Source organism: Roseateles sp. L2-2 (assembly GCF_050613215.1).
Lineage (GTDB): Bacteria > Pseudomonadota > Gammaproteobacteria > Burkholderiales > Burkholderiaceae_C > Roseateles > Roseateles noduli.
The window spans coordinates 3879835-3904787 of sequence record NZ_CP192509.1; the positions used below are offsets into that span (position 1 = coordinate 3879835).

The window sequence follows — 24953 nt, forward strand, 5'->3', positions numbered from 1 at the left end:
ACTTTCAACTGCGAGCGATTCGAATGCAGCGTTGCAAAGCGCTCAATGCCGCCCGCTTCAGGACTCGGCTTCCGGCTGGACGCCGCCGCCCAGTCTCGGGATGCCGTTCCTGAGCACGCCGCCCACGGTGAAGAACGAACCGAAGACCAAAATTCTATCAGCGGGGTCGGCCTCGGCCGCCGCTGCGGCCAGGGCCGACGCGGGGTCCGCATGCAGGGACGAGGCGACCTCCTTCGGCGTCTGCAGCGTGCCGGCGGCGCGCGCCTCGTCGAAACGCGCCTGCAGCGCCTGGGCGGTCGCCGCACGCGCGATCGGCAGGTCGCAGAAATGCCAGTGGTCGATCAGCGGCGAGATGCGTGCCAGGATGTTGGCGAGGTCCTTGTCCGCCATCGCGCCGAACACGGCCCGGGTGCGCGGGTAGAAGCCCATCTGGTCGAGGTTCTGCGCCAGCGCGGCCACCGCATGCGGGTTGTGCGCGACATCCAGCACCAGCATCGGCGAGCCCGGGATGACCTGGAAGCGTCCCGGCAGTTCGACCAGCGCCAGCCCGGCGCGCACGGCCTGCGCGGAGATCGGGAGCCGCTCGTACAGCGCCTCGAACACCGCCAGTACGCCGGAAGCGTTCAGCAGCTGGTTGACGCCGCGCAGCGCCGGGTAGGACATGCCGCTGTAGCGCCGCGCGCGTCCGGCCCACTGCCACTGCTGGCGGTCGCCCGAATAGCTGAAATCGCGTCCCAGCTGGCGCACTTCCGCACCGATGGACTCGGCATACGCCGCGACCGAGGCCGGCGGCATCGGATCGGACACGATCGCCGGCTTGCCCGGCCGCATGATGTGCGCCTTCTCGCGGCCGACGGACTCGCGGTCCGGGCCGAGGTATTCGGTGTGATCCAGGTCGATGCTGGTGATGACGCTGCAATCGGCGTCCATCACGTTCACCGCGTCCAGGCGTCCGCCGAGACCGACTTCCAGGATCACCAGGTCCAGCGGCTCCGACGCCAGCTTGTGCAGGATCGCCAGCGTCGTGAATTCGAAATAGGTCAGCGCGAGGTCGCCGCGCGCCTGCTCCACCGCTTCGAAGTGCGGCAGCAGCGCCGCGGCGTCGACCGGGCGTCCGCCCACGCGGCAGCGCTCCTGGAAGTGCACCAGGTGCGGCTTGATGTAGAGGCCCACGCGGTAACCCGCCTGCAGCGCGACGCTTTCGAGCATGGCGCAGGTCGAGCCCTTGCCGTTCGTGCCGGCGACCATCACGACCGGCGTGTCCGGGCCGAAGTTCAGGTTCAGGCGCTGGCGCATCTCGGCGACGCGCGCCAGCGTCATGTCGATCTCCTTGGGATGCAGACGCTCGCAGCGGGCCAGCCAGGCGTCGAGCACCTGTTGCGCGTCGCCGCCGGGGGCGAGCACGGGAACGGACAGATCGATCGGGGCCGATGGGGCCGACGAGGAGGACGAAGACGACGAGGAGGACATCAGGAATTCCAAGGCTCAAATGAAGACGGCCAGACCGGGAGAGGTCTGGCCGTGCTGAGTACCGTCACCGCCCCGGGGGCGGTTCGCTGTCGCGACGTCAGGCGACCGCGTCGGAGCTCTGCCGCTGCAGGATGGCCAGGTTGCGGGCGATGACCTCGCGCAGCTTGCGGCGGTCCACGATCATGTCGATGGCGCCCTTCTCCATCAGGAACTCGGCGCGCTGGAAGCCCGGGGGCAGCTTCTCGCGCACGGTGTTCTCGATCACACGCGGGCCGGCGAAGCCGATCAGCGCCTTCGGTTCGGCGATGACGATGTCACCCACGAACGCGAAGCTCGCCGAGACGCCGCCCATGGTCGGGTCGGTCAGCACGCTGATGTAGGGCAGCTTCGCCTTGGCCAGGCGCGTGAGCGCGGCGTTGGACTTGGCCATCTGCATCAGCGAGAGCAGGCCTTCCTGCATCCGCGCGCCGCCGGTGGCGGTGAAGCAGATGAAGGGGGTCTTCTGCTCCAGCGCGGTCTCGACGCCGCGCGCGAAGCGCTCGCCGACCACGGAGCCCATCGAGCCGCCCATGAAGTCGAACTCGAAGCACGCCGCCACGACCGGGATGCTCATCACCGCGCCGCCCATGACGACCAGCGCGTCGGTCTCGCCGGTGGATTCCAGCGCTTCCTTGAGCCGGTCCGGATACTTCTTGCTGTCCTTGAACTTCAGCGCGTCCACGGGCAGCACTTCCTGGCCGACCTCGTAACGGCCTTCGCCGTCCAGGAACGCGTCCAGGCGGGCGCGGGCGCCGATGCGGTGATGGTGACCGCACTTCGGGCAGACGTTGACGTTCTGCTCGAGGTCGGTCTTGTACAGCACCGTTTCGCAGGACGGGCACTTGATCCACAGGCCTTCCGGCACCGTGCGGCGCTGGTCGGGGTCGGTCTGCTGGATCTTCGGGGGAAGCAGTTTCTCAAGCCAACTCATGGCGGGCTCCTATAGCTAAGGCCGGACGACCGGACGGGAACTCGACGCGGTCGACCCCGTTCAGGCGTCCAGTGCGGCGCGGATGTCTCGGATGAAGGCCGCCGCCTGGATCGCGACATTATCCCTTGTCTGGGACTCGATCAGCTGGACGAGGGCCGAACCGATCACCACCGCGTCCGCATGGCGCGCCACGGCGGCGGCCGTGGCCCCGTCCCGGATGCCGAAACCGACCCCCAGCGGGATGCTCACGTGTCGGCGCAGCCGGGGCATTGCGTCGGCGACAGCGCCGGTGTCCAGGTGGCCGGCGCCGGTCACGCCCTTGAGGGAGACGTAGTAGACGTAACCGCTGGCGAGCTGCCCGATGCGGGCGACGCGCTCGTCGGTCGAGGTGGGCGCCAGCAGGAAGATCGGATCCAGCCCCTGCGCCTTCAGCGCGGCGGCGAAGGCCTCGGACTCCTCGGGCGGGTAGTCGACGATCAGCACCCCGTCCACGCCGGCGGCCTTGGCCTCGGCGACGAAGCGCTCCAGGCCGAAGCGCTCGACCGGGTTGGCGTAGCCCATCAGCACGACCGGCGTCGCGTCGTCCTGGCGCCGGAACTCGCGGACGATCTCCAGCACATGGGTCAGCGTGATGCCCTTGGCCAGCGCGCGTTCGCTGGCCTTCTGGATCACGGGGCCGTCGGCCATCGGATCGGAGAACGGCACGCCCAGCTCGATCACGTCGGCGCCGGCCTTCGCCATCGCGAGCATCAGTTCGACGGTCACGTCCGCGTACGGATCGCCGGCGGTGACGTAGGGGATCAGCGCCTTGCGGCCTTCGGCACCCAGTCGGGCGAAGGTGGCTTGGATGCGGCTCATTGCGCACCTCCCTTCACGGCGTGGCCGGCCATCGAAGGCCGGTCGAAGTACGCGGCGCCCGACAGGTCGGCGACGGTGCCGATGTCCTTGTCGCCGCGGCCGGACAGGTTGACCAGCAGGTGCTGGTCGGGACGCATCGTCGGCGCGAGCTTGATCGCATGCGCCAGCGCATGGCTGGATTCGAGCGCGGGGATGATGCCCTCGGTGCGGCACAGCCGGTGGAAGGCGGCGAGCGCTTCGGCGTCGGTGGCACCGACGTATTCGGCGCGACCGATGTCCTTCAGGTAGGCGTGCTCCGGGCCGACGCCGGGGTAGTCCAGGCCGGCGGAGATCGAATGGGTCTCGATGATCTGACCCGCGTCGTCCTGCAGCAGGTAGGTGCGGTTGCCGTGCAGCACGCCGGGCGAACCGGCGGTCAGCGTGGCCGCGTGCTTGGGCGTGTCGACGCCCTGCCCCGCGGCTTCGACGCCGATCAGGCGCACGTCAGCATGCGGGATGTACGGGTAAAAGATCCCGATCGCGTTGCTGCCCCCACCGACGCAGGCGATGACGGCGTCGGGCTGTCTGCCGGTCATCTCGGGCATCTGCACGAGGCACTCGTCGCCGATGACGCGCTGGAAGTCGCGGACCATCATCGGATACGGGTGCGGGCCGGCCACGGTGCCGATGATGTAGAAGGTCGACTCGATGTTGGTGACCCAGTCGCGCATCGCTTCGTTGAGCGCGTCCTTCAGCGTCTTCGAGCCGGACTCCACGGGCACGACGCGCGCACCGAGCAGGTTCATCCGGTAGACGTTGGGCGACTGGCGCTTCACGTCCTCGGAGCCCATGTACACCACGCATTCCATGCCGTAGCGGGCGCAGATCGTCGCGGTGGCGACGCCGTGCTGGCCGGCGCCGGTCTCGGCGATGACGCGCTTCTTGCCCATGCGGCGGGCCAGCAGCGCCTGGCCGATGGTGTTGTTGACCTTGTGCGCGCCGGTGTGGTTCAGGTCCTCGCGCTTGAGGAAGATCTGCGCGCCGCCGAGCTCGCTGCTCAATCTCCTGGCGTGATAGATCGGGCTCGGACGGCCGACGAAGTGCGCCAGCTCGTACTGGAACTCGCGGATGAACTCCGGGTCCTGGCTATAGCGGGCGTAGGCCTCGTCGAGTTCGTCGAGCGCGTGGATCAGCGTCTCGGCGACGAAGCGGCCGCCGTAGTAGCCGTGGGCGTTGTCCGTGGAGACAGGGCCGAAACGGCCTCTCGCATCGGGCTGCGCGTAACCCGCGAGCGGGCCCGTGACGAAGGGAATCGCAGAAGAAATGGTCTTGGACATGAGGGGTCCTCAATGAGGATGCCCGTGCGTGAATCCGCAGCGCTTGCAGGGATCGCAGCCATCGCTGGCAGCGACCGCAAGCAGGGATTCAAGCCGACTTCAGGCGGTCGGCCTCGCGCACGGCATCGCAGAACTGGCGGATCTTGCCGGCGTCCTTGAGGCCCTTCGAGGCCTCCACGCCGGAGCTGACGTCAACGGCCCAGGGCCGCACCTTCAGCACGCCATCGATCACGTTGGCTGCACTCAACCCACCAGACAAAACGACCGGAGAGGGAACGCTTGGAGGCAGCAGTGACCAATCGAAGACCTTTCCGCCGCCACCGTAGCCGTCGACGAAAGCATCGAGCAGCACGGCCTGGGCGTGGGAGAACCGAGACGCGAAGTCTAGCAAATCGAAGGCCGGGGCGATCCGAGCCGCGCGCAGATAGGGGCGCGCCCAGCGATCGCAGTCCTCGGGCGTTTCGTCCCCGTGAAACTGGAACGTGAGGTTCGGGATCGCAGTCAGCGCGGCCTGGATCGCCTCGGGCGACGCGTTGACGAACAGCCCCACCGGCGTCACGAACGGCGGCAGACGCCGCGCCAGTTCGGCGGCGCGTTCGACGGTGACGGCGCGCGGGCTCTTCTCGTAGAAGACCAGCCCGATCGCGTCGGCGCCGGCCTCGACGGCGACGTCGACATCGGCTTCGCGGGTCAGGCCGCAGATCTTGATGCGGGTTCGGCTCATGGGGCTGAGGGGGCTCATGGGGGTCACAGGGCTCATCGATGTCCGGATCGGCCGCTCAGGGCAGCCAATCCATCGGCGCCGTGTGGCGCGGCAGGTTCAGGTGATCGTCGTAGCTCGGGCCGACGAAGTACAGCCCGTCCGGCGGGAAGGTCGGCGCCGCAGCGTCGCGCGAGCGGGCCGCGAGCACCTCGTCCATCCACGACGGCGGTCTTTGCCCGGCACCCACGGCGATCAGGCAACCCATGATGTTGCGGATCATGTGGTGCAGGAAGGCGACGCCGTCGAACTCGAAGCGCCAGTACGGCCCGCGCTTGTGGATCTCGATGCCGCGCAGGATCTTCACCGGCGAAGCCGCCTGGCATTCGGCCGAACGGAAGGAGCTGAAGTCGTGCTCGCCGACCAGCCGCGAGGCCGCGTCACGCATCGCGTCGCCGTCCAGCGGCCGGAAGGTCCAGCCCACGCCGCCGGCCTGGATGGAGGGCCGCACGTTGGACTCCAGCAGCAGGTACCAGTAGCGCCGGCCGCGCGCCAGGTTGCGGGCGTGGAAGTCCTCGCCGGGGAACGCCGCCCACTGGACCGCGATGTCGCGCGGCAGGTAGCGGTTGACGCCGCGGACCCACGAGAACACCTCGCGCTCCACCGGCGAGTCGAAGTGGACGACCTGGTTCAGACCGTGGACGCCGGTGTCGGTGCGGCCGGCGCAGATCGTGCGGACCGGCTGCGCGATGAACTGCGCCAGCGCCGATTCGAGCGCGTCCTGGACGGTGCCGCCGCCAGGCTGGCTCTGCCAGCCCTTGTAGGCCTCGCCGCGGTAACTCACGCCCAGCGCCACGCGCATGCCGGTCTCCGGATCTCAGGGGAAGGTGAAGGCCTCGAAGTGAAGGCCAAAAAGAAAAGGCGCCCGGCCAGGCCGAGCGCCTTGTCATGAACCGCCTCGCAGTTTAACGAAGCTGGCTCACGGGACCGGTCAGCGAAGCTGGTCCAGCATCTGCTGCGCGCGGGCGCGCATCGGGCCGTCGGCCTTGCCGACCAGTTCCTGCAGCACGTCGCGGGCGCCTTCGGTGTCGCCGATCTGGCGGAACTCTTCGGCCAGCTCCAGCTGACGCTGCAGCGCTTCGTCGTCGTTCGGGTCGATGCTGTCGAGGTCGACGCCCAGGTCGTCCAGGCTCATCGTGTCGCGCGTCGTCGGCTTGGCGTCGGGCAGCGCGTCCAGATCCGGCAGGTCGACCGAGGTGACGTCGTCGATCTCGTTCACCTTGCCGATGGTGCGCTCGTCGCGGCCGGCCGGGGCATCGGTCGGCAGATCCAGGTCGATGCTCGACAGGTCGAAGTCCAGCGAGGACGAATCCTGCGCAGGGGCCGAGGCCGGCGTGCTGCCGCCCAGGTCGTCCAGATCGCCGAGGTCGAACTCGAGTTCACGAGCACTGGCGGCGGTCGGTGCGCTCAGGTCCAGGTCCATGTTCATCGGTGCCTGGCTGGCGGCCGACGGCAGCGCCTGCGTGGCGGCCATCGCCGGCGCCGGTGCCGGGACGGAGCCCAGGTCCAGGTCGAGGTCCAGATCCATCAGGCTGGACGGACCGCTGTCGCGCGGGGCGGCGGCGATCGCGGCACCGGCCGCCGCCGTCGCCGCGGCGCGGGCCAGCGCGCCGCTGCCCGGATGGGCCAGACCGGTCGCGGGCAGCGTGCTCGCGTTCATCGGCTCGGGGCGCTCGTCGTCGTTCTCGAACATGACCGGCGCGCCGCCGGGCTGGTACAGCGGATTCTCCGGATCGGCCTGGCGACCGAGTTCCTGGACCTTGGCCCAGTCCTCGCCCTGCCCCTTCGTCTCGGCGTACAGCTGCACGGCCAGTTGCTCGAAGCCCTTGATGTCGCGGCGCTTGCCGTAGACCTCGAGCAGCTTCAGGCGGATGGCCAGGCGTTCCGGATTGGCGCGCAGCGCTTCCTTCAGGATTTCCTCGGCCTGCAGGTCGCGGCCGTAGGCCAGGTAGACGTCGGCTTCGGCGACCGGATCGACGTCACCGATCGCGTCCAGCTGGCTCAGCGAGTAGCTCATCGACGACTGGCCGGTCGTCGACGCGTCGCGCGTGTCGACGCGTTGGCCGCCGCTGTGACCGAAGAACGAGTCCGGCGCCAGGCGGCTTTCAGCGAAGGCCGTTTCCGAGCGCGAGGCCGCATCGCGGCGCGCGCGCCAGCGGTTGTAGCCGATACCGCCGGCGATCACGGCCAGGGCGGCCACCAGCGCGGGCAGGTAGTCGCTCAGCGAGTCGAGGAAGCCCGGCTCTTCGGGCGCGGGCTTCGGCGCGGGCACGGCGCGCGGCGCCGAAGCGGCGACCGGCACCGAGGCCGGCGCTTCGGCCACGGCGGCCGAGGCCGGCGCGGAAGCGGCAGGCGCTTCAGACGCCGACGGCACGTTCGCGGCCACGGTCACCGGCGGCACCACTGCCGGAGCGGGTGCGGGCGCCGGAGCAGGCGTCGGGGCGGGAGCAGGCGTCGGCGCGGGGGTCGGTGCAGCCGCGGTCGTCGGCGCGGCCGGCTTCGAGGCGGCGCTCGACAGCTTCTTCAGCTCTTCGACGTTGCGCGTCAGCTCGGCGACTCTGGCGGCGGAATCCTTCTTCTCGGTGTCCTTGGACACCTTGGACTCGGCGCCGGCGACGCCGCTGGGCTTGCTCAGCGTCAGCTTGTCCGGCGCGGTCGAGACGGCGGGCTTGCGGTCCTCGACGGCCGCCTGCACGGAGCCCTTGGCCTGGCGGCTGTTCTCGTCGGCCTTCAGGGCCGGCGCGCCTTCGGCCAGGCGCTGGCGGTAGCCGCCGAAATCGCTGCTCTGCGCCTGGATGACGCGGCGCGCTTCCTGCGGCGTGATCGACTGGACCGACTCGCTGCCCGGCACCGACAGGACGGCGCCCGACTTCAGCCGGTTCATGTTCTGGCTGATGAACGCGTCGGGGTTGCTGCGGTACAGGCCGACCAGCATCTGGTCCAGCGAGACGCCGGACGGCTGGGTGCGACCCGCGATGCGCGACAGCGTGTCGCCGGGTTGGACGGTGTATTCGGAGCCGGGCGTGGCCGGGGCCGCCGAGGGCGACGGGGCCGGACGTGGGGCGCGGGCCGTGGCCGGCGCGGGAGGCTGGCTCACCGGCGTGGCGGGCGCGGAGGAGACCGGCGCCTGCGTGCGGGCCACCGGCGGCGTCGGCGCGACGACCGGCGCGGTCGACGCGGGCGCCGAGATCACCGGCGAGGTGGTCGGTTCGCTCGAACGGGCGACGTTGTTGCTCGGCGGATCGAACAGCAGCGTGAACTCGCGGGTCAGGCGGCCGGTCGACCAGTTCACCTCGAGGATGACGTCGACGAACGGCTCCTGGACCGAGCGGTCGCTGGTCAGGCGCAGATACGGCCGGCCGTCGGCGCGACGGGCCAGTTGCACCTGCGTGCTGGCCAGCACCGCGTTGTAGTCCAGACCGGAAGCCCGGTAGGACTCAGGCGGCGCGACGCGCAGCTTGAGCGAGCTGGCCTCCTCCGGCGTGAGACTGCTGACGTCGATTTCCGCGCGCAGCGTTTCGCCGAGCGCGGATTGCACCGTCAGTTTCCCAAGCCCCAGGCCGTAGGCGGAACCCGCCGCCAGTCCCAACACGGTGACCGCGGCCACCTGGCTCAGCGCAAATCGCGCATATGCGCTCGCATGTTTTTTCAAGGCGTCCCCCAAAGCAACAAGGCGGCCCATCCAAAGGACCGCCTGTCTGACGTATTGTTGTTGTGCGACTGATGCGCCCGGGCAGGCTCCCAGCCATTCCCGCGGTAGAAAATCACAACGGTGGCAAGCATATACGCATCGTTGCTGAGGTAGCTCATGAATAACATCGATGAGCTAGCGTTGATTCACAGGTCGTTACGGGCTTGTCGCTTGAAGGCAACGCGACGCCCTCCTGGCAATCCCTAATCAGGATGAAAAAAAGCGGTGGCAGCGCCACCGCTTTCGTTGTGCCGGACGCCAGCCGGCATCCCGCCGACGACGACCGGCGAAGACCGGCCTCGGGCTGATCAGCGATCCAGCAGGATGCGCAGCATCCGGCGCAGCGGTTCCGCCGCGCCCCACAGCAACTGGTCACCGACGGTGAACGCGCCCACATATTCCGGCCCCATGGCCAGCTTGCGGATGCGACCGACCGGGATGGTCATGGTGCCGGTGACGGCGACCGGGGTCAGGTCCTTGATCGTGGCCTCGCGGATGTTGGGCACGACCTTCACCCACTCGTTGTCCGCGGCGATCATGGCTTCGATCTCGTCCAGCGGCACGTCCTTGCGCAGCTTCAGGGTCAGGGCCTGCGAGTGGCAGCGCATCGCGCCCACACGCACGCAGAAGCCGTCGACGGGAACGGCGGCGGTGCCGAAGCCCTCGCCCTGGCCGAGGATCTTGTTGGTCTCGGCCATGCCCTTCCACTCTTCCTTGGAGGTGCCGTTGCCCAGGTCCTTGTCGATCCAGGGGATCAGCGAGCCGCCCAGCGGCACGCCGAAGTTGGCGATCTCGTCGGCCGACAGCGAACGCTGCTTGGCGATGACCTTGCGGTCGATCTCCAGGATGGCGCTCTTGGGGTCGTCCAGCAGCGCCTTCACTTCCGCGTTCAACGTGCCGTACTGGGTCAGCAGTTCGCGCATGTGCTGCGCGCCGCCGCCCGACGCGGCCTGGTAAGTCTGCGTGGACATCCACTCGACCAGGCCGGCCTTGTACAGCGCGCCCACGCCCATCAGCATGCAGCTGACGGTGCAGTTGCCGCCGACCCAGTCGCGGCCGCCCTTGGCCAGCGCGTTCTTGATCACCGGCATGTTGACCGGGTCCAGCACGATCACGGCGTTGTCGGCCATGCGCAGCGTGGAGGCGGCGTCGATCCAGTGGCCGTTCCAGCCCGCGGCGCGCAGCTTGGGATAGACCTCGGCGGTGTAGTCGCCGCCCTGGCAGGTGATGATGATCTCGCAGCGCTTGAGCTGCTCGAGGTCGAACGCGTTCTGCAGCGCCGTCTCGTTCTTCGCGAACGACGGGGCCGTGCCGCCGGCGTTCGAGGTGCTGAAGAACAGCGGCTCGATCAGATCGAAATCGCGCTCCTGCGCCATGCGGTCCATCAGCACCGAGCCGACCATGCCGCGCCATCCCACCAAACCAACCAATGTCGTCATTTGCGTACCTTCGTTCATTGAAAGGCCCGGCACTGCTGGCCGGGCATCGCCCAAACACCGTCACACACCCTGGGAGCCTGCCCGGCTCGCTTCGCCGGGTGTGTGAGGTGGGGCGAGACGAACCGGAGCGGACTAGCTCTTGATGGTTTTGGTCGTGGTCATGGTGGTCGCGCCCATGCCTTTGCCCGAAGCAACGGCAGAAATGGCGGCGACGACGGCATCACCCATCTCGCGGGTGCTCACCTTCTGGGTGCCCTCGCTCCAGATGTCCGCGGTACGCAGACCCTGGGCCAGCACGGCTTGAACCGCCGACTCGATGCGAGCGGCGGCTTCGGGCTGGTTGAGGGAGAACTTGAGCATCATGGCAGCGGAAAGGATTGTAGCCAGCGGATTGGCGATTCCCTTGCCGGCGATGTCCGGCGCGCTGCCGTGGCTGGGTTCGTAGAGGCCCTTGTTGTTCTTGTCCAACGAGGCGCTGGGCAGCATGCCGATGGAGCCGGTCAGCATCGCCGCCTCGTCCGACAGGATGTCGCCGAACATGTTGCCGGTGACGACGACGTCGAACTTCTTGGGCGCCTTGACCAGCTGCATGGCGGCGTTGTCGACGTACATGTGGTCGAGCTCGACGTCCGGGTAGTCCTTGTGGACCTCGGTGACGACGTCCTTCCAGAACTGGAAGGTCTCCAGCACGTTGGCCTTGTCGACCGAGGTCACCTTCTTGTTGCGCTTGCGCGCGGCCTGGAAGGCGACGTGAGCGATGCGCTCGATCTCGGGGCGCGAGTAGCGCATCGTGTCGAAGGCTTCCTCGCTGCCGGGGAAGTGGCCGTCGACGGCGGTGCGACGGCCGCGCGGCTGGCCGAAGTAGATGTCGCCGGTGAGCTCGCGGATGATCAGGATGTCCAGACCGGCGACCAGCTCGGGCTTGAGGCTCGACGCGTGGGTGAGCTGCTCGTAGCAGATCGCGGGGCGGAAGTTGGCGAACAGGCCGAGCGCCTTGCGCAGGCCGAGGATGGCCTGCTCGGGGCGCAGCGCGCGTTCGAGCTTGTCGTACTTCCAGTCGCCGACGGCGCCGAACAGCACCGCGTCCGCGTCCTGCGCGAGCTTGAGCGTGGCCTCGGGCAGCGGATGGCCGGAGGCCTCGTAGGCGGCGCCGCCGACGGGCGCGGTCTCGAGCTCGAACGGGAGTTCGAGCACGTTCAGGACCTTGACGGCCTCCGCGACGATTTCGGTGCCGATGCCGTCACCGGGCAGGACTGCGATCTTCATAAGGTCCTCAGCGAGTAATTCGGTTGTTGAGCCACGGCTTGGTGGCGATGCGTTCGGCTTCGAAGGCCTTGATCTTGTCGGCGTGACGCAGCGTCAGCGCGATGTCGTCGAAGCCGTTGAGCAGGCAGTACTTGCGGAACGGCTGCACGTCGAAAGGCAGCTCCTCGCCGTCGGCCTTGACGACGACCTGGCGCTCCAGGTCCACCGTCAGCTGGTAGCCGGGGAAGGCGAAGACCTCGTCGAACAGGCGCGCGACCTGGCTCTCCGGCAACACGATCGGCAGCACGCCGTTCTTGAAGGTGTTGTTGAAGAAGATGTCGGCGAAGCTCGGCGCGATCAGCGCGCGGAAGCCGTACTGCTGCAGCGCCCAGGGCGCGTGCTCACGGCTGGAGCCGCAGCCGAAGTTGCTGCGCGCGATCAGGATCGAAGCGCCCTGGTACCGCGGCTGGTTCAGCACGAAATCCGGATTCGGCTTGCGGCTGGCCGGATCCTGACCCGGCTCGCCGTGATCGAGGTAGCGCCACTCGTCGAAGAGATTCGGGCCGAAGCCGCTGCGCTTGATCGACTTCAGGAATTGCTTGGGGATGATCGCGTCGGTATCGACGTTCTCGCGATCCATCGGGGCCACGAGGCCCTTGTGCACGGTGAACTTGTCCATGTCTCGTTCCTCGATCTTCAGGCGATGCGACGCACGTCGACGAAGTGGCCTTCCATCGCGGCGGCGGCGGCCATCGCGGGGCTCACCAGGTGGGTGCGACCGCCGGCGCCCTGCCGGCCCTCGAAATTGCGGTTGCTGGTGGAGGCGCAGCGCTCGCCCGGCTCCAGCCGGTCGGCGTTCATCGCCAGGCACATCGAGCAGCCGGGCTCGCGCCATTCGAAGCCCGCAGCCTTGAAGATCTGGTCCAGGCCCTCAGCCTCGGCCTGCGCCTTCACCAGGCCGGAGCCCGGCACTACCATCGCCAGCTTGACGTTGCCGGCGACGCGGCCGCCCAGGCGCTTCACGACGGCCGCGGCCTCGCGCATGTCCTCGATGCGGCTGTTGGTGCAGCTGCCGATGAACACCTTGTCGATGCGGATGTCGTTGATCGCCTTGTTGGGCTCCAGCGCCATGTACTGCAGCGCGCGCTCGATGGCGCCGCGCTTGACGGCGTCCTTCTCCTTGTCGGGATCGGGCACGCGATCGTCGATGGACAGGACCATCTCGGGCGAGGTGCCCCAGGTGACCTGCGGGCGGATCTGCGCGGCATCGAGCTCGACGACCGCGTCGAACTTCGCGCCGGCGTCGGTGTGCAGCGTGCGCCAGTACTGGACGGCCTGGTCCCATTCGACGCCGGACGGCGTGAACGGACGGCCCTTGACGTACTGAAGCGTCGTCTCGTCGACGGCGATCAGACCGGCGCGCGCACCCGCCTCGATCGCCATGTTGCAGACGGTCATGCGGCCTTCCATCGACAGCGCGCGGATGGCGCTGCCGGCGAACTCGATCGTGTAGCCGGTGCCGCCGGCGGTGCCGATGCGGCCGATGATCGCCAGCACGATGTCCTTGGCGCCGACGCCAGGCATGACCTGACCCTCGACCTTGATCAGCAGGTTCTTGGCCTTCTTCGCGAGCAGCGTCTGCGTGGCCAGCACGTGCTCGACCTCGGAAGTGCCGATGCCGTGCGCCAGCGCGCCGAAGGCGCCGTGCGTGGAGGTGTGGCTGTCGCCGCAGACGACGGTCATGCCGGGCAGCGTGGCGCCCTGCTCCGGCCCGATCACGTGGACGATGCCCTGGCGCTTGTCGTTCATCTTGAACTGCGTGATGCCGAAGCGGTCGCAGTTCTTGTCCAGCGTGTCGACCTGCAGGCGCGAGACCGGATCGGCGATGCCCTGGCTGCGGTCGGTGGTGGGCACGTTGTGGTCGCTGACGGCCAGGTTGGCCGACAGGCGCCAGACCTTGCGGCCGGCCAGGTCCAGACCTTCGAAGGCCTGCGGGCTGGTGACCTCGTGGACGAGGTGGCGGTCGATGTAGAGGACGGACGTGCCGTCTTCCTCGGTGTGCACCACGTGCTCGTCCCAGAGCTTGTCGTAGAGCGTGCGCGGCGAACCGGCGTGGGCGTTGGAGATGTTGGCGGTCATGGGATGGCTCTCCATCACTTCAGGGAAAGATGGCTGTCTTGGTGCGGCTCACTTCGAGCCGGCCTTGGAAACGGGATTCGATGAATTCGAGGGATTCGGGGACGTGGCGCCCGCCTCCTTCGCGGCCGGGCACAGCGCGTCGACGAAACGCTGGACGACGGTCGGCAGGCGCTCCTGGCGGGCCACACCCAGAACATAGTCGCGCTGGGCCCAGGCTTCATCCAGGGTCAGGCGCTTGACGTCGAAGACCTGGGCGAAGCGGCGCGACGGCGCGTCGGGCAGCACGGCCACGCCCAGGCCGGCCTCGACCAGCTGCGCGATCGCGTCGAAGCCGCGCACCTGCAGCCGCGCCTTGAGCGTGCGGCCGCGGGTCATGGCTTCCTGCATCATGAGTTCCTGCGCCGCGGCGCCGCCGTGCAGGCCGACGAGGTCGTGATCGAGCAGGTCGTCGAAGCTGACCGACTCGCGCCCGGCGAGCTCATGCGCCGCCGGCACCAGCACGGCGAGTCGGCCGGTGCGGTAGGACCAGGTCTGAAGCCGGTTGTCCAGCAGCGGAGTGGTGAAGACGCCCACATCGGCGCGGCCTTCGGCGACGGCGGCCTGCACCTCGGCGCTGGTCTGGTCTTCGAGGCTGATGCGGATCTGCGGATGGGCCTGCGAGAACGCGGCCAGGTCGGGCGGCAGCGCTTCGGCGATCGCGCCGGCGTTGGCGGCGATGCGCAGGTGGCCCTTGATGCCACGGGCGAACTCGACGACCTCGCTCTCCAGCGCATGCAGCGAGGCATGCAGCGAACGGATGTGGCGGACCAGCGCGCGACAGGCCTCGGTGGGCTCGACGCCGCGGGCGCGGCGCTCGAACAGCTGCACGCCGAGTCGCGTCTCCAGATCCGAGATCCGCTTGCTGGCGGCGGCCAGTGCCAGATGCTCGCGCTCGGCCCCGCGGGTGATGGATCGAGTCTGTTCGATCGCCAGCACGAGATTCAAGGTGGTGAGGTCGAGGCGCATGGTGTGGCGGCAGCTGGGTTGAACTGTAGCCTTCGCTCAGAGAGCAAGACTGCGGTCGTTCATGATAATCCCTTCGCCTGAAACGAAAGCTGGAAAATCTTCAGCGACCGTCGTTACCGTTGTTCGGCTTGTTTTGGTATTTCGCAGGTCCTATGGTGGTACTGCTTTGGTGCGATGTCGGGCCCATCCCATCTGAAGCACCTCAACACCACTTTCAGGAGACCTGCATGAATGTCCGAGCCCGATCCGCTGGCGCTGCCGCGCTGGCCACGCTCTCGACCGCCGTCCTCGCCACCCTCGGTACCGCGCTGACGCCCAGCGCCGCGTTCGCGCACGGCGCGCCGGAGTTCCCGATCTCGCGCCAGTACAACTGCTACAAGAACCCGTCGCTGCCGGCCTGTCAGGCCGCGATCGCGTTCGGCGGGGAGCAGGCGATCTACGACTGGAACGGCGTCAATCAGGCCGCCGCCAACGGCAACCACAAGGCGGTGGTGCCCGACCTGAAGATCTGCGCCGGCGGGCAGGAAAAATTCAAGGGCTTCGACCTGGCGCGCGGGGACTGGCCGAGCACGGCCTACTCGCCGGGCGCGGACGGCAAGTACGAGTACCGCTACAACGCAACCGCGCCGCACCGCTCGCTGAACTGGACCTTCTTCCTGACGCGTGACGGTTGGAACCCCACGACCTCGCCGCTGCGCTGGTCGGACCTGGAGCAGGTCCAGCAGCTCGGCCCGGACCAGATCGTCACCGCGGCATCGGGCAAGACCTACACGATGAAGCTGAGCCTGCCGCGTCGCACCGGCAAGCACGTGCTGTTCTCGGCCTGGCAGCGGGCGGACAGCACCGAGGCGTTCTACGCCTGCTCGGACGTGGACTTCGGCGGCGGCACGACGCCTCCGGGCACGCCTTCGGGGCTGAAGCAGATCGGCCAGGTCTCGGCGGCGCAGGACCTGCCCTCGGGCAGCCAGGTGAAGCTGCGCGTGTTCAACAGCGCGGGCAACGACCTGGAGACGATCCCCGTGTCGCTGACCGCCGCGACCACCAAGGCCGCGTGGCTGGGGCAGCTCGCGACCAAGGTCAACCAGACCTCGGGCTACGTGAAGGTCGGCACCCTGCAAGGCGGCAGCGTCGTCGTGCCGGGCGGCGCGACGGTGATGGACGTCTATCTGCAGAACGCCAACTCGGGCGCAAGCTACGCGCTGGATGTGATCCTGCCGACGCCGCCGACGACACCTCCGACCACGCCGCCGGGTGCGACCACGTGGAGTGAAGGCGCAAGCTACACGGCAGGACAGATCGTCAGCTACCAGGGCAAGCAGTACCGCTGCCTGCAAGCGCACACGGCCTGGGCCGGCGCAGGCTGGAATCCGGCGGTGTCCGCAACGCTCTGGCAGGCAATCTGAACTGCCACCACCGAGCACCGGCAGAGGGTGCCGGGGGCACCGTGTCGTCAATCGCGTCGCATGCTCCGCATTCCTCCCCGGTGCCCCCGGCACCCTCTGCCGCGATGCGGCATGGTGCACGGGTGGGCGTGCGGGTGGGCGTGCGGGTGAGGTCGTGGACTGCGGCGCGACGGATGGCGCGTCAGGAAGTCGGGGTCAGTCCTTGAGCCCCAGCAGCGACTTGCCCACCGCCTCCGCCACCTCGATGCCGTCGACGCCGGCGGACATGATCCCGCCGGCGTAGCCGGCGCCCTCGCCGGCCGGGTACAGGCCGCGGACGTTGAGGCTCTGGTAGTCCTTGCCGCGCGTGATGCGCAGCGGCGAGGACGTGCGCGTCTCGACGCCCGTCAGCACCGCATCGTTCATCGCGAAACCGCGGATCTGGCGCTCGAAGGCGGGCAGCGCCTCGCGGATCGCTTCAAGCGCGTACTTCGGCAGGCTGCCGTTGCCCTTCTGCTGCAGGTCGGTCATCGTGACGCCGGGCTTGTAGCTCGGCTCGACGCTGCCCAGCGCCGTGCTGCGCTGGCGCTTGATGAAGTCCCCCACCAGCGCGGCCGGCGCCAGGTAGTCGCCTTCGCCGAGCTCGTAGGCACGCGACTCCCAGAAGCGCTGGAAGGCGAAGCCGTCCAGCGGATTGACGGTGCTGCCGTCCTTCTTGCCGTCCTGGCGATAGTCCTCAGGCGTGATGCCGACGACGATGCCCGCATTCGCGTTGCGCTCGGCACGGGAGTATTGGCTCATGCCGTTGGTGACGACGCGGTTCGGCTCGGAGGTCGCCGCGACCACGGTGCCGCCGGGGCACATGCAGAAGCTGTAGACCGAGCGGCCGTTGCCCGCGTGGTGGACCAGCTTGTAGTCCGCCGCGCCGAGGATGGGATGACCGGCGTTCGGGCCGAAGCGGGCCTTGTCGATGATCGACTGCGGATGCTCGATGCGGTAGCCGATGGAGAACGGCTTGGCCTCCATGTGGACGCCGCGTTCATGGAGCATCGTGAAGGTGTCGCGCGCGCTGTGGCCCAGCGCGATGACGACGTGATCCGCGCGCAGCTGCTCGCCCGAGGCGAGCGTCACGCCGCGCACATGCTGCTGGCCGTCGGCGCCGGGCTCGATGAGCAGGTCGGTGACCTTCTGCTGGAAGCGGATCTCGCCGCCCAGGCTCTCGATGTCCGCCCGCATCTTGATGATCATGCTCACCAGGCGGAAGGTGCCGATGTGCGGCTTGCTGACGAAGAGGATCTCCTCGGGCGCGCCGGCCTTGACGAACTCGGTCAGGACCTTGCGCGTGAGAAAGCGCGGATCGGAGATCTGGCTGTAGAGCTTGCCGTCGGAGAAGGTGCCGGCGCCGCCTTCGCCGAACTGCACGTTCGATTCGGGGTCGAGCACGCTTTCGCGCCACAGGCCCCAGGTGTCCTTGGTGCGTTCGCGGACCTGCTTGCCGCGTTCGAGCACGATGGGCCGCAGGCCCATCTGCGCCAGGATCAGCGCGGCGAAGAGGCCGCAGGGACCGAAGCCGATGACGATGGGACGCGGGCGCTCGCCGGCGTCGGTGCCGCTGGCGGCATAGAAGTCGGCCGGCGCATGACCGGCGAACTGGTAGTCGGTGTCGGGCGAAGGCTTGATGTGCGAGTCGCCGGCGTGGCGCTGGAGCAGCGCGGCTTCGGCGGCGGCGTCGCCTCCATCGATTTCGCAGTCGATGGCGTAGATCAGCACCATCGCGGTCTTCTTGCGGGCGTCGTAGCTGCGCTTGAAGACGGTGAAGGCGGTGAGCTGCGCGTCGGCGATGCCGAGCCGTTCGACGACGGCGGGGCGCAGCGCCTCCTCAGGGTGGTTGAGGGGCAGGCGGAGTTCGTTGATGCGGATCATGGCGATTGATCGGGCAGCGGCGCGAGGATCAGGTCATGGGTTCAGGCCATGAGCCTCGCTGAAAACAAAACAGGCCCCGCCGGAGGGCATGGGCCTGTTGTCGGATCGATGGGGAGGAACTCCCCGCGACCTCAACCCGAGTGCGGACGCTTGCCCGGGTTCTTCTTCGAGCGGGTGTGCGAACCGCGCTCGAGGCTGCTCTTCTGACCACGATGCGAGGTCACGGTCACGCCCTTCGGCGCGACGGGACGGGGGGCGGCCTTGCGGTCGGCTTCCGTGATGATCTTGTTGCCCATGTTGGCTCCGGTAAATGAACTGAAAAACACCTGCCCGAAGTCACAGACTCGCCGGCCTCGGACCCCGAAGGAGCGACCGGTTGCCTGGAGCAGCGTCGGAAATACGGTGAAGGGCGGGAGTTTACACGCGCCGGAGGGGTTCCCGCGTTCCCCCTCCGCGGGGACGTGGGCTGTCAACCATCCCCCATCGGGTCCGTTGACCGTCGAGCGGGTCGTTGCGACGATGATCCGCATTCGGCCAGGACGGCGTCCGAAGCGCCCGCCGGCCGCACCACAGAGGGAGAAACCATGTCATTTCCGTCCCGATCCGCGATCGCGCAGGCCGTCCTGCTGACGGCCGCGGTGGCCACGCTCGTCGGCTGCTCCACACTGGCCCAGCACCAAGGCACCCGACTGCCGGAACCGGCGTCCGCCCCCACCCTGCCCGCCCCCGCGCCGGCGCCGGTCGTCTCCGGCCAGGCCCCAGCCGCGGCCGCCATGGCGAAGGAACAGCGCGTGGCGATCAACACCTCGTCCTACGCGCCACGGGCGATGCCGGTGCCGCCGCCGGCATCGACGGCCAAGTACACCGCCTTTTCCGACAACCCCTGGCAGCGCGCCACCGAACAGCCGGTCTCCACCTTCAGCGCCAGCGTCGACACCGGCAGCTACGCCAACGTCCGACGCTTCATCAACCGCGGCCAGCTGCCGCCGCAGGATGCCGTGCGCGTCGAGGAGCTGGTCAACTACTTCGGCTTCGACGCCCCCGGCCCCGAGGCCGGCGAGCGCGATCCGTTCAAGGTCCGCGCGCAGGTGCTGGCCTCGCCCTGGAACGCCGAGCGCGGCCTGATCCGGATCGCCATCAAGGGCCAGGACATCGCGAAGGCGAGCCTGCCGCCGGCGAACCTGGTGTTACTGGTCGACATCTCGGGCTCCATGGGCCCCGAGGACCGGCTGCCGCTGGTGAAGTCGGCGCTGAAGCTGCTGACCGGACAGCTGCGCCCGGTGGACCGGGTGAGCGTGGTGACCTACGCCAGCGGCACGCGCGTCGCGCTCCCGCCGACGCCCGGCGATCGGAAGACGGCCATCAACGACGCGATCGACCAGTTGCGCGCCGGCGGCGGCACCTACGGCGAAGGCGGCCTGAAGCTCGCCTATGCGCAGGCGCGCGAGTCCTTCATCCCGGAAGGCATCAACCGCGTGCTGCTGGCCACCGACGGTGACCTCAACGTCGGCGAGACGAACCAGGAGTCGCTCAAGAAGATGATCGAGGGCGAACGTAAGAGCGGCGTCACCTTGACCGCCCTGGGCGTGGGCCAGTCCAACTTCAACGAAGCGCTGATGAAGAAGCTGGCCGACACCGGCAACGGCAGCTACCACTACCTGGACTCGCTGCAGGAAGCGCACAAGGTGCTGGTCAACGAGATGACCTCGACGCTGGCGACGATCGCGCAGGACCTGAAGCTGCAGGTCGAGTTCAACCCGGCGACGGTGCAGGAGTACCGACTCATCGGCTACGAGTTGCATGCGCTCAAGCGCGAGGACTTCAACAACGACAAGGTGGACGCGGGCGACATCGGCGCCGGCCACCAGGTCACCGCGCTGTACGAGTTCGTGCCGACAGGCGCGAAGGGCAGCGTCGATCCGTTGCGCTACGGCAGCGAGGACAAGGCGGCGAAGGAGTCCCCGCGCGTCGGCAAGAGCGGTGAGCTGGCGTGGATCAAGCTGCGCTACAAGCCGCCGGGCCAGGAGACGAGCCAGTTGGTGGAGTTGCCGGTCATGAAACCGGCGACGATGCCCGCACTGGCCGCACAGGATGCCGACACGCGGTTCGCGGTGGCGGTGGCTGCCTGGGGTCAGTGGTTGCGGGGCAGCACGCTGATCGGGGACTACGGTCCGGAGCAGTTCGTGCCGCTCGCCCGCGGTGCGCGCGGCGAGGACCGGTACGGCCATCGCGCGGAGTTCGCCAGACTGGCCGAGCTGTCGGCCAGCCTGAAGCGTTGAGGCTTATTCGACCGCGTGGCCGCCGGCGTCCAACGCCGGCGGGCGCATCAGGTCGACATCGACGCCCATCGCTTCGCTGGCGCGCTCGACGGCCTGCCAGAGCTCGGCCGGCATCTGCAGGATCTCCTCGGGCGAGCTGGCTCTCGCGATCCACGCATCGATCTCCTGGTGCTGCGCCACCGTGATCAGGTCCAGGTTCAACATCTCGTCGATCGTCTTCACTGCGCAATTCCTTCTTGTGAGGGTCGGCAGCAGGTGTCGAAACCTGCACCCCTGACGGGGACTGCTGTGGCAGTGCGTCTACCGTTTCGCCACGCCGACCGATGAATAGTATGCGGGAGGATTCACCTTCGAATCCTCCTTCCCTTGTCACTTCCCCCTCTCGGGGCTGCTCCGATCGCTGTTCGCTTCGCCGCCCGTCCGTCAACGGCACGGCGGCCCTTCCTACAGACTTCGCCGCCCACGTCGCCTACTGTGACTGGATGAAGCCAGCAGCCCCCTCCCCCGATCGCGAGCCGACACCTTCCGACGAGGACACCGTCCCGTTGCTCCTGCGAGGCTTCTCGGTGGTGCATGGCGCACTGGCGCTGCTGTTCACGGCGATGGCGCTGCTGCTCCTGGCGATCGCGGCGAAGGAGGCCTGGATGGCGCTCCACCTCGACTGGAACGACGAGGCGGCGCAACTGGTCATCGAGGCGATGGGCGTGCTCGCCGCCGCGGTGGTGGCGCTGCAGATCGCGCAGACGATCACCGAAGAGGAAGTCATCCGGACCGCCCACATCAGCGCCCCGACACGCGTGCGCCGTTTCCTGTCGCGGTTCATGGTCGTCATCGTGGTCGCGCTCGCGATCGAAGCGCTGGTGGCGACCTTCCGCGCGGCGCATTCGGATTCGACGCTGCTGCTGCACGCCGCGGCCATGGTCTTCGCGGTCGGCGCGCTGCTCACCGGCTGGGGCCTGTTCATCCACCTGAACCGCTCCGCCGAGGAACTCGAACCCGAGGCCATGCAGGAGGCCAAGCGCGAGGATCACAAGCTGAAGTGAGAACACTTGCCCATCTGCCCCGACATCCGGAATAGCGGGATTTTCGACACGCCGCGTCGGCATTTCCGAGATGACCTTCGGCAACTGTCCGACGTCGTTGGCTTGCCCAAAATGAATCGATCAGAACTCTTCGATTCAGGGACAACGATGACGACGCCAGCTCAACAAGCCGCACAGATGGCCGCGGCACAGTGCAAGTTCGATGTGATGGCGCATCGGCAGAACTTCGCACGGCAATCCCCTGCTTCGGGCCAGTGTGCCGCCGACGGCTGGAATCTTTGCGACGAACGTTTGAACGGCGACTTCGACCTCGACACGCCGACCGGACAAGAACTGCTGCGTCGTCTCATCGCGCAACAACCGTCAGTGCTGGATACGCTCCGGAGCTGGGAGCCGGCGACGCCCGCGGCGCGGATCCCGATGCGGACCGCTGCGCCACGCCCGGGTCCGGGACCCCGGCCCGAGGACGACCTGCCGCCGTGGCTGCGTGAGTACCTGTTCGGTCAATGGGGCGGCAACGGGCTCGCGTCCGAGATCCGCTCAGGTTCAGTGAGCCCCGCCAACATCATCGGGAACACACTCGCCGCCACGCAGGCGGTGGCGTATGGCGGCGTTCAGGGTCAGACTGCGGCTCGACTGAACGCTGCCGCTTCGCAGATCGCGTCAGGCGCTACGAAGAGTGTCCGGATCAATGATTTCATGGATCTGTACAACGCCAATCAGGGCAAGGGTCGCCCTCGGCTGCGCCTGCGGATCCGCAACCTGCCGGTGACCGTCGCAGCCCCCATCGCGGGCGCTTCCTGGCGCACCAATGCAAGGGGCACGGCGCACTCCACTCGCTGGGCGTCGCCGAGCGCCGCTCAGGTGAAAGGTGCCGGTGTTGCCGCCGCAGAAACCAAGTGGGCACGCAGCATGGGATGGTCGAGCGGCAAGGTCGGGACCGGCCTGATCACGTTCGCTCCGACGGCGGCGCTCGACGCGTGGAGCAGCATCGAATTCGACGTCGACGCCTCCGGCAGGCGCCAGCTGCGATCCTTCGATACCAACAAGTTCCTCGTCACGTCCGCTCGCAACCAGAGCGGCAACGCCGTCGGCCTGGCGGCCAGCATCATCAGCGTTCCGACGGCGGTTGCCATCGCGGGCGTTGCCGGCCTGACCATCGCCGGGGCGCCACTCGTCATCATCGGGTTGCTGGCCGGCGTGGCGATGCAAGTCGTCTGGAACAATTACGGCGGGGCGGACTTCGCCGAGCAGCAGGCGCGCAACGCGCTGGGAGTTCCACGGTGAGACCACCGGACGATTTGAAGACGCTGAAGAACGTTCCTTTCGCCATGCTCGGCGCCGGCCTCTTCGTGGTGCCGGCGCTGTGGGCGTTCGCGCTGCCGAAGGCAGTCCTGTTCGCGGTGGCCCCGGTGACGGGGCTGGTCTTCCTGATCGCCGGGCTCCACATCAAATATCGCAGCCGCTACTCGCCGCAAGAGGCCCTGTGGTCGCTGCCGTTGACCTTGATCTTTTTCGGCAGCCTGCTGGTGGTCTCGACCACCGCGTTGGCATGGCGCGCGCAGCGACCGGATCTCCAGGCGCTCGCCGTCGGTATCGCATGGCTCTTGACGATCGGCGGGCTGGCTTCTGGCTATTGGTCGGAACGCCGGCACCTCGCCGCATCGCCCGGTCAGATCCCCAAGCCGTTGGAGCCCTTGCTCGATCTCCCGCGGCATCGCGTCCGCCCGATGCCGTCGCCGCGCCAACCCACCATCGGCAGGATCGCATTCCTGGCAGCCCTGGCGCTCAACGCCCCGCTGCTGTTGCAGATGGGCGGATGGCAGGCTAACGATGTCGTGTGGCTCGCCATGCCGCTGCTTGGCGGCGCGGTGACCTACCTCCTCGCGACCGGATTCGGGCCTGCCTTGGCCCGCGCGATCGCCGTGCGCGACATTGAGAAACGTATCGGTCAGCCGTTCTGCACGTCACGCCTGGAAGAGCTCCAGACCTTGCGTCGCACGTTCTGGCTGTCGCGTTGGCTGGCCAGATCCGACCACGCTTGAGAGGCGGCACGACCTGGCACTCCCGATCCAAGTCCCCCTCCCTACTGATCCCAGGCATACGACCTTCGACTTGCACTGAAGTCGGTCATAGCGCGGATGGTCGTGATTCGCGACGATAAGTCCCAGGTGTTCGAAGCACCTGAAAGGAAGCGGTAGGCCGCCTCGATAGGGCGGCCACTGTCGCCCCCCGAACTCTGCGCGTTCAAGGGGCGAGATGGGCTACTCCGCGAGGACGGCCACACGGTGCTTCCTTACGTGTTTCGACATCTCGCCCACCCGATCGCGCGGATCAACCCGTCCTTCCCGTGGGCTCATTGCTCCAACCCTTGGGAAAGACGCCATGACCTGCCTGACCGATGCTGAACTCCCTCCGACCTAAGACGCCAACGATCGTCCGCTACGCGACACCGCTGCCTTCGCCCACCCCCATGCCGAACCGAGGTGCTTCGTGCTGAACCGCAAGATCACGACCCGCGCCGCCTTCGACGGCATCTGCGACCGCGTCCAACTGCTGCAGCACCACCTGGAGGTGATGCGGTCCGACGACTCCACCGCCCGGCTGGCGCATGACCGCGCCGTGCTGGGCCAGGTGCTCGAGGAACTCGACGTCCTGCTGCGCGTGGTCGCGCTCGCGGCGTTCGAAGAGCAGCTCTACCGCTGGGCCGTACCGCGGCCGGACCTCAAGTCCTGACCCCCGCCGATGCGACAGCGATCAGCAGCCGCTGGCGCATCGAGCGCACACGAGAAACCGCCATGACCACTCAATCGTTGTCGAACGGCAGCGTGTCCAGGAAATCCTGCGCCTCGACCTTGCGCGCGACCAGGCGTGCGCAGCCCTTCAGGCGCGAGAGGTCCTCGGAGCGAAGACCCGGATTCGGCTGGAGGCTGAAGCAGCACACCGTGCCGAAGACACGGCCATCCGACAGCACCACCGGCGCACTCAGATGCGCGCCGATGGGCACCGGCGTCGGCGGGAGCTTCAGCTCCGCGGCGACGGCGGCGGCGTTCGTCATGAGTTCCGGCGCGCGGCCCTCGACGATGCGCTGGCAGTAGCTCTGCTCCAGCGGCGCCGAATCGCCGACCTGCACATCGATGTCCGACTGGCCGTCGACGAAGCGGAAGACGCGCTCGCCGTCCTGGAATTCCGAGACGAACACGACGTCCATGTCGAGCTGCTCGCGCAACCCCTTCAGCACGCCGGTGATCCGGGCGTCGAGGTCGGGATCGAAGCCATCCGCCGTGGCGGCCAGGAGTTCAGAAATGGCGACGTCGAGGGAATGGGCGGTGAACGGGCGGTCGTACATCGGGCGCAAGCCTGAGCGGCTGAAGGCTGGGGTGGAAGATGCCGGAGCGGTGCCACCATGCTACCCAAGCGGGCGTCGACGGCG

General features: G+C 68.2%; 22 protein-coding genes. 6 read left to right on the forward strand and 16 right to left on the reverse strand.

The genetic code is table 11. The features are described from left to right. Positions 1-57: 57 nt before the first annotated feature. The 12 genes from folC to ACQZ13_RS17405 all read right to left on the reverse strand — a co-directional run bounded on the left by folC (position 58) and on the right by ACQZ13_RS17405 (position 14893). Positions 58-1470, reverse strand: a complete 1413-nt coding sequence (folC, locus tag ACQZ13_RS17350; RefSeq protein ID WP_431046574.1) for a bifunctional tetrahydrofolate synthase/dihydrofolate synthase — start codon at positions 1468-1470, stop codon at positions 58-60. A gap of 97 nt (positions 1471-1567) precedes the next feature. After that, complete coding sequence (accD, locus tag ACQZ13_RS17355) at positions 1568-2440, reverse strand: acetyl-CoA carboxylase, carboxyltransferase subunit beta (RefSeq protein ID WP_088407350.1); 873 nt, start codon at positions 2438-2440, stop codon at positions 1568-1570. A gap of 60 nt (positions 2441-2500) precedes the next feature. Next, positions 2501-3298, reverse strand: a complete 798-nt coding sequence (gene trpA / locus ACQZ13_RS17360) for a tryptophan synthase subunit alpha (protein WP_431046576.1) — start codon at positions 3296-3298, stop codon at positions 2501-2503. Further along, entirely contained in the window at positions 3295-4614 is a 1320-nt protein-coding gene (gene trpB / locus ACQZ13_RS17365) for a tryptophan synthase subunit beta (RefSeq protein WP_431046578.1), read from the reverse strand. The genes trpA and trpB overlap by 4 nt, the downstream gene beginning before the upstream one ends. A gap of 88 nt (positions 4615-4702) precedes the next feature. After that, complete coding sequence (locus ACQZ13_RS17370) at positions 4703-5338, reverse strand: phosphoribosylanthranilate isomerase (protein ID WP_431046580.1); 636 nt, start codon at positions 5336-5338, stop codon at positions 4703-4705. A 55-nt stretch (positions 5339-5393) separates the two neighbouring features. Further along, positions 5394-6176 carry a tRNA pseudouridine(38-40) synthase TruA gene (gene truA, locus ACQZ13_RS17375; RefSeq protein ID WP_431046582.1) on the reverse strand — a complete coding sequence of 261 codons (783 nt, stop codon included), beginning with the start codon at positions 6174-6176 and terminating at the stop codon, positions 5394-5396. A 129-nt stretch (positions 6177-6305) separates the two neighbouring features. Further along, positions 6306-8981: a FimV/HubP family polar landmark protein gene (locus ACQZ13_RS17380; protein ID WP_431046584.1), complete on the reverse strand. Its 2676-nt coding sequence runs from the start codon at positions 8979-8981 to the stop codon at positions 6306-6308. A 392-nt stretch (positions 8982-9373) separates the two neighbouring features. Beyond that, entirely contained in the window at positions 9374-10504 is a 1131-nt protein-coding gene (gene asd, locus ACQZ13_RS17385) for an aspartate-semialdehyde dehydrogenase (protein ID WP_431046586.1), read from the reverse strand. Between the two features lie 132 nt (positions 10505-10636). Further along, positions 10637-11770 (reverse strand): 3-isopropylmalate dehydrogenase, encoded by a 1134-nt coding sequence (gene leuB / locus ACQZ13_RS17390; protein WP_431046588.1) that lies wholly within the window; start codon positions 11768-11770, stop codon positions 10637-10639. A gap of 7 nt (positions 11771-11777) precedes the next feature. Further along, positions 11778-12428 (reverse strand): 3-isopropylmalate dehydratase small subunit, encoded by a 651-nt coding sequence (gene leuD, locus ACQZ13_RS17395; protein WP_431046590.1) that lies wholly within the window; start codon positions 12426-12428, stop codon positions 11778-11780. 17 nt (positions 12429-12445) lie between these two features. Then, positions 12446-13888 carry a 3-isopropylmalate dehydratase large subunit gene (leuC, locus tag ACQZ13_RS17400; protein WP_431046592.1) on the reverse strand — a complete coding sequence of 481 codons (1443 nt, stop codon included), beginning with the start codon at positions 13886-13888 and terminating at the stop codon, positions 12446-12448. Between the two features lie 48 nt (positions 13889-13936). Beyond that, complete coding sequence (locus tag ACQZ13_RS17405; RefSeq protein ID WP_431046594.1) at positions 13937-14893, reverse strand: LysR family transcriptional regulator; 957 nt, start codon at positions 14891-14893, stop codon at positions 13937-13939. A 227-nt stretch (positions 14894-15120) separates the two neighbouring features. Between ACQZ13_RS17405 and ACQZ13_RS17410 the strand changes: the two genes are divergently transcribed. After that, positions 15121-16296, forward strand: coding sequence for a lytic polysaccharide monooxygenase (locus ACQZ13_RS17410; RefSeq protein WP_431046596.1), 1176 nt, complete (start codon positions 15121-15123; stop codon positions 16294-16296). Positions 16297-16491: 195 nt separating this feature from the next. Here ACQZ13_RS17410 and ACQZ13_RS17415 read toward each other — a convergent pair whose 3' ends face one another. Both ACQZ13_RS17415 and ACQZ13_RS17420 read right to left on the reverse strand, forming a co-directional pair. Next, entirely contained in the window at positions 16492-18198 is a 1707-nt protein-coding gene (locus tag ACQZ13_RS17415) for an NAD(P)/FAD-dependent oxidoreductase (protein ID WP_431046598.1), read from the reverse strand. Between the two features lie 131 nt (positions 18199-18329). Further along, positions 18330-18494, reverse strand: coding sequence for a hypothetical protein (locus ACQZ13_RS17420; protein WP_297530647.1), 165 nt, complete (start codon positions 18492-18494; stop codon positions 18330-18332). Positions 18495-18782: 288 nt separating this feature from the next. Between ACQZ13_RS17420 and ACQZ13_RS17425 the strand changes: the two genes are divergently transcribed. Beyond that, complete coding sequence (locus tag ACQZ13_RS17425; protein WP_431046600.1) at positions 18783-20477, forward strand: vWA domain-containing protein; 1695 nt, start codon at positions 18783-18785, stop codon at positions 20475-20477. A 3-nt stretch (positions 20478-20480) separates the two neighbouring features. Here the strand turns inward: ACQZ13_RS17425 and ACQZ13_RS17430 are convergent, their stop codons facing one another. Then, positions 20481-20699 carry a hypothetical protein gene (locus ACQZ13_RS17430; RefSeq protein ID WP_331616236.1) on the reverse strand — a complete coding sequence of 73 codons (219 nt, stop codon included), beginning with the start codon at positions 20697-20699 and terminating at the stop codon, positions 20481-20483. A gap of 380 nt (positions 20700-21079) precedes the next feature. On the opposite strand from ACQZ13_RS17430, the gene ACQZ13_RS17435 reads away from it, so the two are divergent. The 4 genes from ACQZ13_RS17435 (at position 21080) to ACQZ13_RS17450 (ending at position 24256) form a co-directional block, all read left to right on the forward strand. Further along, the gene (locus tag ACQZ13_RS17435) at positions 21080-21520 is read left to right on the forward strand and encodes a hypothetical protein (RefSeq protein ID WP_431053265.1); all 441 of its coding nucleotides are present in this window, start codon (positions 21080-21082) and stop codon (positions 21518-21520) included. 111 nt (positions 21521-21631) lie between these two features. After that, a complete protein-coding gene (locus tag ACQZ13_RS17440) occupies positions 21632-22807 on the forward strand; it encodes a hypothetical protein (protein ID WP_431046602.1) in 1176 nt (391 codons plus the stop codon). Positions 22808-22821: 14 nt separating this feature from the next. Continuing rightward, complete coding sequence (locus ACQZ13_RS17445; RefSeq protein WP_431046604.1) at positions 22822-23565, forward strand: hypothetical protein; 744 nt, start codon at positions 22822-22824, stop codon at positions 23563-23565. A 448-nt stretch (positions 23566-24013) separates the two neighbouring features. After that, complete coding sequence (locus ACQZ13_RS17450; RefSeq protein ID WP_431046606.1) at positions 24014-24256, forward strand: hypothetical protein; 243 nt, start codon at positions 24014-24016, stop codon at positions 24254-24256. Between the two features lie 70 nt (positions 24257-24326). Here the strand turns inward: ACQZ13_RS17450 and ACQZ13_RS17455 are convergent, their stop codons facing one another. Beyond that, the gene (locus tag ACQZ13_RS17455) at positions 24327-24869 is read right to left on the reverse strand and encodes a GAF domain-containing protein (protein WP_431046607.1); all 543 of its coding nucleotides are present in this window, start codon (positions 24867-24869) and stop codon (positions 24327-24329) included. Positions 24870-24953: the final 84 nt, after the last annotated feature.